Genomic DNA, 7796 nt, shown 5'->3' with positions numbered 1-7796 from the left:
GGGGGTGGGGGGGTGGGGGTGCGGGGCCGGCGCGGGGGGCGCGGCTGCGCGGGCGGGGCCCCCCGCCTCCGTCCCCATGGACGGACGGAAACCAGCTAACGCAACAGCTATCTTCCGTCAGGTCAGATCACGCGAGGTTCACGGTGAGGATGGTGTCACCCGGGGCCCCCGGCCGTTCCACGACGAAGGTGTTCTGGAAGTTGAATCCGGGAGCCGAGCAGGTGACCGAAGCCCTGGCCTTCTTGCCAGACGGCGGCACGTTGGACAGGGTCACCGAATACGAACCGGTCGGCCCGACGCCGGTGGTCCGGTTCTCGACCGGCGGGTCGGTGTTGATGGAAACGGACGTCGGAACGCCCACGCCACACGTCGCGGTACCCCGGATCGTGACCGTGGGATCGTTCAGGTCCGCGCTCGCGGGCACCGCGGCCGCCATAACCAGCGCGCCGGCCGTTCCAACGGAAGCCAGAAGCCCTGTCGTTCGATGGATTCGCATAGGAGAACCTCTCTTTCAAGATGTGTCCCCTGGGTTCTCTGTCCGTCCTCGCAAAAGGTTACCCGAGGCAATGCGACGCCATGTGCTTCCGCGAGCACTTTCTGTCACGCAATTCCGAAGTCCCGGCGGGCGTGGCAACCGGACGAACGGTGTCGGAACCGGCCGAGGCCGGCGCGGCCCCGCACGTTCTTTTCAGCTTATTCCGCCGTTGTCCGGCTCCCCTCGACAGCATGACGCATGGTCACCGGGGTCACCCACCAGGCCCTTTGTCCCACGTCGTTGTCACGCAGCGCGACTCTTCCGCCGGCGGTTACCACCGAGCGGACGCCGGGCCTCGGGGCGGCAAACGCCATCCTCGTGCGCGGCGACGGGTCGTCATCAAGGCATTCACCGTCAACCAACCAATGACGGGTCCGGCTCAGGTCCAGAACTTCTGACAACCCTGTGGCGCGCGGGAACAGGTGGCCGGCGCGAGGACCGGCTGGTCCGCCGCGCCGACCGAGACGGTCCATCTCCGTTCGGGCACGACGAGGCGTCCGCGAGGGCGCTCCCTGGAGACCAGGACTGTGCCTGAGACAGGGCCGAACGCGAGACGGCGCCGTCTATGGAACGGCGTGGACCCGACCTGCGCCGGATCGGCGCCGGTCCGGCCCCGGGTCAGCCGACGGTCGAGGCCCGGGCGACGAGCTCGGGGGTGAACTGGACGGCCTGGTGGGTGTGGGCGGGGTTGCTGGCCTCGTCGAGGAGGAGCTCGGCCGCGGTGCGGCCGAGCAGGTGGCGGGGCTGGCGGACCGAGGTCAGCGGGACGGCGGCGGCCGCCGCGAAGTCGATGTCGTCGTAGCCGACGATCGCGCAGTCGCCGGGTACCGCGACGCCGAGGCCCACGCACCTCTGCAGCAGGCCGAGGGCGACCAGGTCGTTCGCGCAGAACGCCGCCGTGGGGCGGCGCGCGGCGGGCAGGCCGACGAGCCGCTCGGCCGCGCCCCGGCCCTCGGCGACGGTGAGCGCGCCGGTCGCGAGCACGGTCAGCCGGTCCGGCGGCAGCCCGGCGCGTTCGAGCGCGCGCAGGGCGCCGGCGCGCCGGTCCCGGACCTGGCCGAGGGCGTCCGGCCCGCCGACGAAGGCGATCCGCTCGTGGCCCCGCTCGAGCAGGTGGGTGACGGCGAGCTCGCCGCCGAGGACGTCGTCGACGGAGACGGAGCAGCCCTCGCCGGCGCCGGCCACGCGGTCGACGAGCACGACCGGCGTGCCGCGGGCGGGCAGGGTCCGCAGCCGTTCGCCCCCGGCGTCGACCGGGGTGATCAGCACGCCCTGGACGCGCTGCTCCAGCAGCAGGTCCAGGTAGCGGGCCTCGCGGGCGGCGTCCTCGCCGCTGTTGCACAGGAACACCGACAGGTCCGCGGCGGCGGCGACCTCCTCGATCCCGGTGGCAACGTCGGTGAAGAACGGGTTCGACGGGTCGAGCATGACGTAGGCGAGAATCCGGCTGCTGCCGGCGCGCAGCGCCCGCGCCGACTCGTTACGGACGAAGCCGAGCTCCTCCATCGCCTGCTCGACCCTGGCCCGGGTCCGCGGGCTGACGAGGTGTGGCCGGTTCAGCACGTTGGAGACGGTGCCCAGCGACACCGACGCCGCCGCCGCGACCTCCTTGATGCCGGCGGCGCGGCTGGCGCCCGGCGCCCGCCGGGCGACGCCCGCGGCGCGGTCGGCGTCGCCGGCCGCGGTGGGCTGCGGTGGGACGGCGGCCGCCAGCTGGGACGGCTCACCGTCGGCCGCCAGTGATGCCCGCTCGCCCTCGTCCACGCCACCCCTCGCCCGTTGAACCACTTGAAACGTGCCAGACGAGCCAGGCCGGCGAGGCGGCGGGGCTCGGTGCCCGATGAGCGGATAGTACCGACTGTTGCCCACAGTGCCACAACTGCCCCGCAACCAGCCGGCAAATCAGCCCTTGACACCGCCTGAGACGGCAACTACGTTGCGCTGGCAACCGAGTTGAAACCTTTCATTGAAGGGGTGAGATGTCCGCAGAGCATGCGCCGCTGTTAGCGGTGCGCGACGTGTCCAAGTCCTTCGGGGCGGTCGCCGCGGTCCGCGACGTCTCCTTCCCCCTGTACGCGGGCGAGGCGCACGCTCTGGTCGGCGAGAACGGCGCCGGCAAGTCCACGATCGTCAAGATGCTCGCCGGGGTGCACCGCCCCGACACCGGCGCGATCGAGCTGGACGGGGTGCCGCTCGACCTGCGCTCCCCCGCGGACGCCCGGGCCGCCGGCATCGCGGTGATCTACCAGGAGCCCACGCTCTTCCCCGATCTTTCCGTCGCCGAGAACATCGCGATGGCGAACCCGCCGCGGGGCCGACTGCGCACAATCGACCGGGGCCGCCAGCTCAGGGACGCCGAGGCCCTGTTCAGGCGCCTGGGTGTGATGATCGACCCAGCTCGGCCCGCGCGCGGCCTGTCGATCGCCGACCAGCAGGTCGTCGAGATCGCCAAGGCACTGTCCGCCGACGCCCGGGTGCTCGTGATGGACGAGCCGACGGCCGCCCTGTCGGCAGTAGAGGTTGAGCGGTTGTTCACGGTCGCTCGCTCGCTGCGCGACCGCGGCGCGGCCATCCTGTTCATCTCCCACCGGTTCGACGAGATCACCTCGCTGTGCCAGCGGGTCACCGTGATGCGCGACGGCCGGCACGTCTCCACCGACCCGCTCGCCGGCCTGACCGTCGACGACCTGGTGCGCCGGATGGTCGGCCGCGACCTGTCGACGCTCTACCCCGAGCGGACCACCACCCCGGGTGACGTCGTGCTGGAGGTCGACGGGCTGCGCCGCGACGGCTTCTTCCGCGACGTCTCCTTCCAGGTGCGCGCGGGTGAGATCGTCGCGCTCGCCGGCCTGGTGGGCTCCGGGCGCTCCGAGGTCGCGCAGGCGATCTTCGGCGTCGACCCGCGCGACGCGGGCACCGTGCGCGTCCACGGCCGCCCCCTGCGGGCCGGGTCGCCGCGCGCGGCGATGGCCGCGGGGCTCGCGCTGGTGCCGGAGGACCGGCGGTTGCAGGGCCTGGTCATGGATGCCTCGATCTCCCGAAACGTCACGCTTCCGCGCTCCGGGACGCTCGCCCGCCTCGGGCTGCTGTTCGGCGGCTCCGAGCGGCGGGCCGCCGCCGAGTGGACGGCCCGGCTCCAGACGAAGTACGGCCGGCTGGCCGACGCCGTGTCCACCCTGTCGGGCGGCAACCAGCAGAAGGTCGTGCTCGCCAAGTGGCTCTCGACCCTGCCGCGCGTCCTGATGGTCGACGAGCCGACCCGAGGCATCGATATCGGGACGAAGGCGGAGGTTCACCGGCTGATGTCGGGACTCGCCGAGGACGGGGTCGCCGTCCTGATGGTCTCGTCGGAGCTTCCCGAGGTGCTTGGCCTGGCCGACCGGGTGCTGGTGATGCGGGAGGGCCGGCTCGTCGCCGAGCTGGACCGCGCCCAGGCCACCGAGGAGTCCGTCATGTTCGCGGCGGTCGGTCAGACCCGCGCGGCGAGCGCGCAGAGCGCGGCGAGCTCGGGGAGCGACGACTCGCCCGCCGGCTCCGCCCGGACGGCGGACAAGGACCGGAACGCGAGCGCGGACCGGAGCGCCGGCACGAACGCGGGCACGGACCGGAAGACGGGCGCCGGCGCCGGAGTGGAGGTCGCGCTGTGACGACCGTCGAGGACTCCGTCCGGACGATGACGGCACCCGCCGGGTCACCGCGGCCGTCCGCGCTGGAAAGGGTGCTTCGGGCGCGCGAGATCAGCATCGTGCTGGCCATTGCCCTGCTCGTCCTTGTGACGGCCGTAGGCCATCCCAGCTTCGTGAAGTCGCAGTCCATCCGCGACATCCTGCTGGGCACCGCCATCATGGTCGTGCTCGCGGTCGGCCAGACGATCGTCGTGGTCACCCGCAACATCGACCTGTCGGTCGGCTCGGTGCTGGGGCTCGCCGCTTTCGCCGCCGGAACACTGCTCATGGACCACCCCGGCACACCGATCATCATCGCGGTTCTCGTCGGGATGGCGGTCGGCGCGGGCTGTGGCCTGGTGAACGGGCTGCTGGTCCGGTTCGGTGATGTGCCGGCGCTGGTGGTGACGCTCGGGACGCTGTACGTCTATCGCGGCGTCGCCTACCTGTGGGCGGGCGGCCAGCAGATCAACGCCGACGAGCTGCCGGACGGTTTTCTGAGCTTCGGCACCTCGACCATCCTCGGCGTGCCATACCTGGCGTTGATCGCCGTGGCCGTGCTCGTGGCCGCCGGCATCGTGCTGCGGTCCTATCCGGCCGGGCGCCAGCTCTACGCCCTGGGATCGAGCCCCGACGGGGCACGGCTGGCCGGCATCCCGATCGGCCGGCGCACGCTGGCCGCGTTCCTCGCCAGCGGCACGCTGGCGGGCCTGGCCGGGGTGCTCTTCGCCGCCCGGTTCGGCACGGTCGACGCCGCGGCCGGCACCGGCTACGAGCTGAACGTGGTCGCCGCGGTCGTCGTCGGCGGTGTCGCGATCTTCGGTGGCAGCGGCACGGTCTGGGGCGCGGCGCTCGGCGCGCTGCTGCTCACGACGATCGGCAGCGCGCTGCCCGTGCTCGGCGTCGACCAGTTCTGGCAGCAGGCGATCGTCGGCGCGCTGATCCTGCTCGCGATCGGGATCGACCGGCTGATCGCGGCGCGGGTCGCCGCGGCGCTGAAGAAGAGGGGATCCCATGTCCGCTGACGGCAATCGGCCGGCTGGCACTCGCCTGGCCGGCGCCAACCCGGCCGGGATCGCCGCCGGTGCCGCCCTGCCCCCGGGTGGCGACGCGCGGCCGCGAGGCGCCGCGGGGCGCGGCGCGCGGCTGGGGCGGCTGGCGAGCTGGGATCTCGGCGTCGTGGTGCTCGCGGTGCTCACGATCGTCGTCGCCTCGGGGACGGTCGAGAACTTCTCGACCTCGCGCAACTTCACGTTCCTGGTGCTCGACCTGCTGCCGATCGCGCTGATCGCGCTCCCGATGACGTTCGTGATCGTGACCGGCGAGATCGACCTGTCGGTCGCCAGCACGCTCGGCCTGTCGAGCGCGACGATGGGATACCTCTGGAACCAGGGCCTGACGATCGAGACGATCATCCCGCTGTGCGTCGTGCTCGGGGCGGTGCTGGGCGCGGTGAACGGCCTGTTCGTGACGGTGTTCCGGCTGCCGTCGCTGGCCGTGACCATCGGCACGATGGCGCTGTTCCGCGGCCTGGCGCTCGTCGTCCTGGGTGACACCGCGGTCGCCGACTTCCCGGCGCGGTACACGGACTGGGTCACGGGCACGATCGGCGGCTCAGCCGTCCCGAACGTCCTGATCCCCCTGGCCGTGCTGGCGGCGCTGTTCGGCGTCGTGCTGCACGCGACGCCGGTGGGCCGCTGGTCGTTCGCCGCCGGGGCGAGCGAGCACGCGGCCCGGTTCGCCGGGATCCGGGTCGGCCGGCTGAAGTTCTGGCTGTACGTGGTGACGGGCGCGGTCGCCGGGCTCGCCGGGGTGCTGTGGACGCTGCGCTACTCGAGCGCCCGCGCCGACAACGGCGCCGGCCTGGAGCTCGCGGTCGTCGCCGCCGTCCTGCTCGGCGGGGTCTCGATCTTCGGCGGCCGCGGCACCCTGCCCGGCGTGGTCGGCGGGGTCGTCCTGCTCGCGGCCCTGCAGAACGCGCTGCGCCTGTCCGACGTCTCGAACGAGTCCCTCAACGTCGTCACCGGCGCCCTGCTCGTCGTGTCGGTGCTCGTCCCGAACCTCATCCGCCGGACCAGGTCCGCGTTCGCCAGGACCCGTCACCGCCCGGCGCCCCTGTCCCCGCCGCCGCTGCCCGGCTCCTGACGCGCCGGCCTCCGCACCCGGCCGCCGGCCACCGTCGGCGCGCCGACCGCCCACCTCCATCAGTCCACGGCCACCGGTTCACCGGGTCCGCCCACGGATCTGTTCGACCTGCCCACGAGCGATCACATCGAGTAGCGGTTCGCTACAAAATGTGATCAATCCTGGTGGGCGGCCGTGGCGACCCAGCCCACTCCACCCGTCGTTCCGCCACCCATCGCGGCCACAGCCGGCCGACTGGCGGCCACACCGAAGGGAACCACCGCAATGCAGCCACGCCGGTCCAGAAGACTCGTCGCTCCCGCCGCGGGGTTAATCGCCCTGACCGTCGCCCTCGCGGCCTGCGGCGGCACCTCGAAGGATGACGCGAACACCGGCGGGGGTGCTCCGGCGGGCGGCGCCGCGGCGACCGCCAACCCGGACGCGCCGCTGAAGACCGGCGTGAAGATGGCCTTCCTGCCCAAGCAGCTCAACAACCCGTACACCGACATCGAGGTGAGCGGCGGCGAGGCGGCGCTCGGCGAGCTCAAGGGCGACTACAAGCTCGTCGGGCCGAACGACGCGTCCGCGTCGTCGCAGGTCAGCTACATCAACACGCTGATCCAGCAGCAGCAGGACGTCATCGGCATCGCCGCGAACGACCCGAACGCCGTCTGCCCTTCCCTGAAGCAGGCCGCCCAGGCCGGCATCAAGGTCGTCGCCTTCGACTCGGACGCGGCGAAGGACTGCCGCGACGTCTTCATCAACCAGGCGACCACGCAGGGGATCGGCGAGAGCCTGGTGAAGATGACCAGCGACCTCGTCGGCGGCCAGGGTGACATCGCGATCCTGTCGGCCACCCCGAACGCGACCAACCAGAACGCCTGGATCGAGGTCATGAAGACCGAGCTGGCGAAGCCGCAGTACAGCGGCCTGAAGCTGGTGAAGATCGCCTACGGCAACGACGACGACCAGGCGTCGTTCCAGCAGGCGCAGGGCCTGCTGCAGTCGTACCCGAACCTGAAGGCGATCGTCTCGCCGACCACGGTCGGCATCGCGGCCACCGCGCGGTACGTGAGCAGCTCCAGCTACAAGGGCAAGGTCGCCGTCACCGGTCTCGGCACCCCGAACCAGATGCGGGAGTACGTCAAGGACGGCACCGTCAAGCAGTTCGCGCTGTGGAACCCGGCCGACATCGGCTACCTGGCCGCCTACGCGGGTGTGGCGCTGGCCTCTGGCCAGATCACCGGCGCCGAGGGCGAGACGTTCACCGCCGGCAAGCTCGGCGAGTACACGATCGGCAAGGACGGCGAGATCGTTCTCGGCCCGCCGACGGTCTTCGACGCGAACAACATCGACCAGTTCGACTTCTGAGCGCGTCCGGCGCGCCGGCCGCCCACTCCGGGCGGCCGGCGGGCCCGCCCCCCCCCGGCGGGCCCCTCCCGCCCGGGGCGGGCGCCCCCCAGGCCCGGGCC

6 protein-coding genes are annotated in these 7796 nt (G+C 72.3%); 4 read left to right on the top strand and 2 right to left on the bottom strand.

Annotated elements, in window-relative coordinates:
* Positions 1 to 127 precede the first annotated feature (127 nt).
* Positions 128 to 424 carry a hypothetical protein gene (locus tag I6A81_RS37585; protein WP_203003513.1) on the bottom strand — a complete coding sequence of 99 codons (297 nt, stop codon included), beginning with the start codon at positions 422 to 424 and terminating at the stop codon, positions 128 to 130.
* Positions 425 to 1153: 729 nt separating this feature from the next.
* Entirely contained in the window at positions 1154 to 2149 is a 996-nt protein-coding gene (locus tag I6A81_RS37580; protein ID WP_407661444.1) for a LacI family DNA-binding transcriptional regulator, read from the bottom strand.
* A gap of 365 nt (positions 2150 to 2514) precedes the next feature.
* Between I6A81_RS37580 and I6A81_RS37575 the strand changes: the two genes are divergently transcribed.
* The 4 genes from I6A81_RS37575 to rhaS all read left to right on the top strand — a co-directional run bounded on the left by I6A81_RS37575 (position 2515) and on the right by rhaS (position 7695).
* Positions 2515 to 4182 carry a sugar ABC transporter ATP-binding protein gene (locus I6A81_RS37575; RefSeq protein WP_238429254.1) on the top strand — a complete coding sequence of 556 codons (1668 nt, stop codon included), beginning with the start codon at positions 2515 to 2517 and terminating at the stop codon, positions 4180 to 4182.
* Positions 4183 to 4208: 26 nt separating this feature from the next.
* Complete coding sequence (locus I6A81_RS37570; RefSeq protein ID WP_238429258.1) at positions 4209 to 5225, top strand: ABC transporter permease; 1017 nt, start codon at positions 4209 to 4211, stop codon at positions 5223 to 5225.
* Positions 5215 to 6345, top strand: a complete 1131-nt coding sequence (locus I6A81_RS37565) for an ABC transporter permease (protein ID WP_203003515.1) — start codon at positions 5215 to 5217, stop codon at positions 6343 to 6345. The genes I6A81_RS37570 and I6A81_RS37565 overlap by 11 nt, the downstream gene beginning before the upstream one ends.
* Before the next feature lie 264 nt (positions 6346 to 6609).
* A complete protein-coding gene (rhaS, locus tag I6A81_RS37560; RefSeq protein ID WP_203003516.1) occupies positions 6610 to 7695 on the top strand; it encodes a rhamnose ABC transporter substrate-binding protein in 1086 nt (361 codons plus the stop codon).
* The last annotated feature ends 101 nt before the right edge of the window (positions 7696 to 7796 follow it).

Origin of the sequence: Frankia nepalensis, assembly GCF_016786325.1 — a bacterium.
Taxonomy (GTDB): Bacteria; Actinomycetota; Actinomycetes; order Frankiales; family Frankiaceae; genus Pseudofrankia; species Pseudofrankia nepalensis.
Note: the sequence above shows the minus strand (reverse complement) of the source record. Positions and strands in the feature narration are given on the sequence as shown.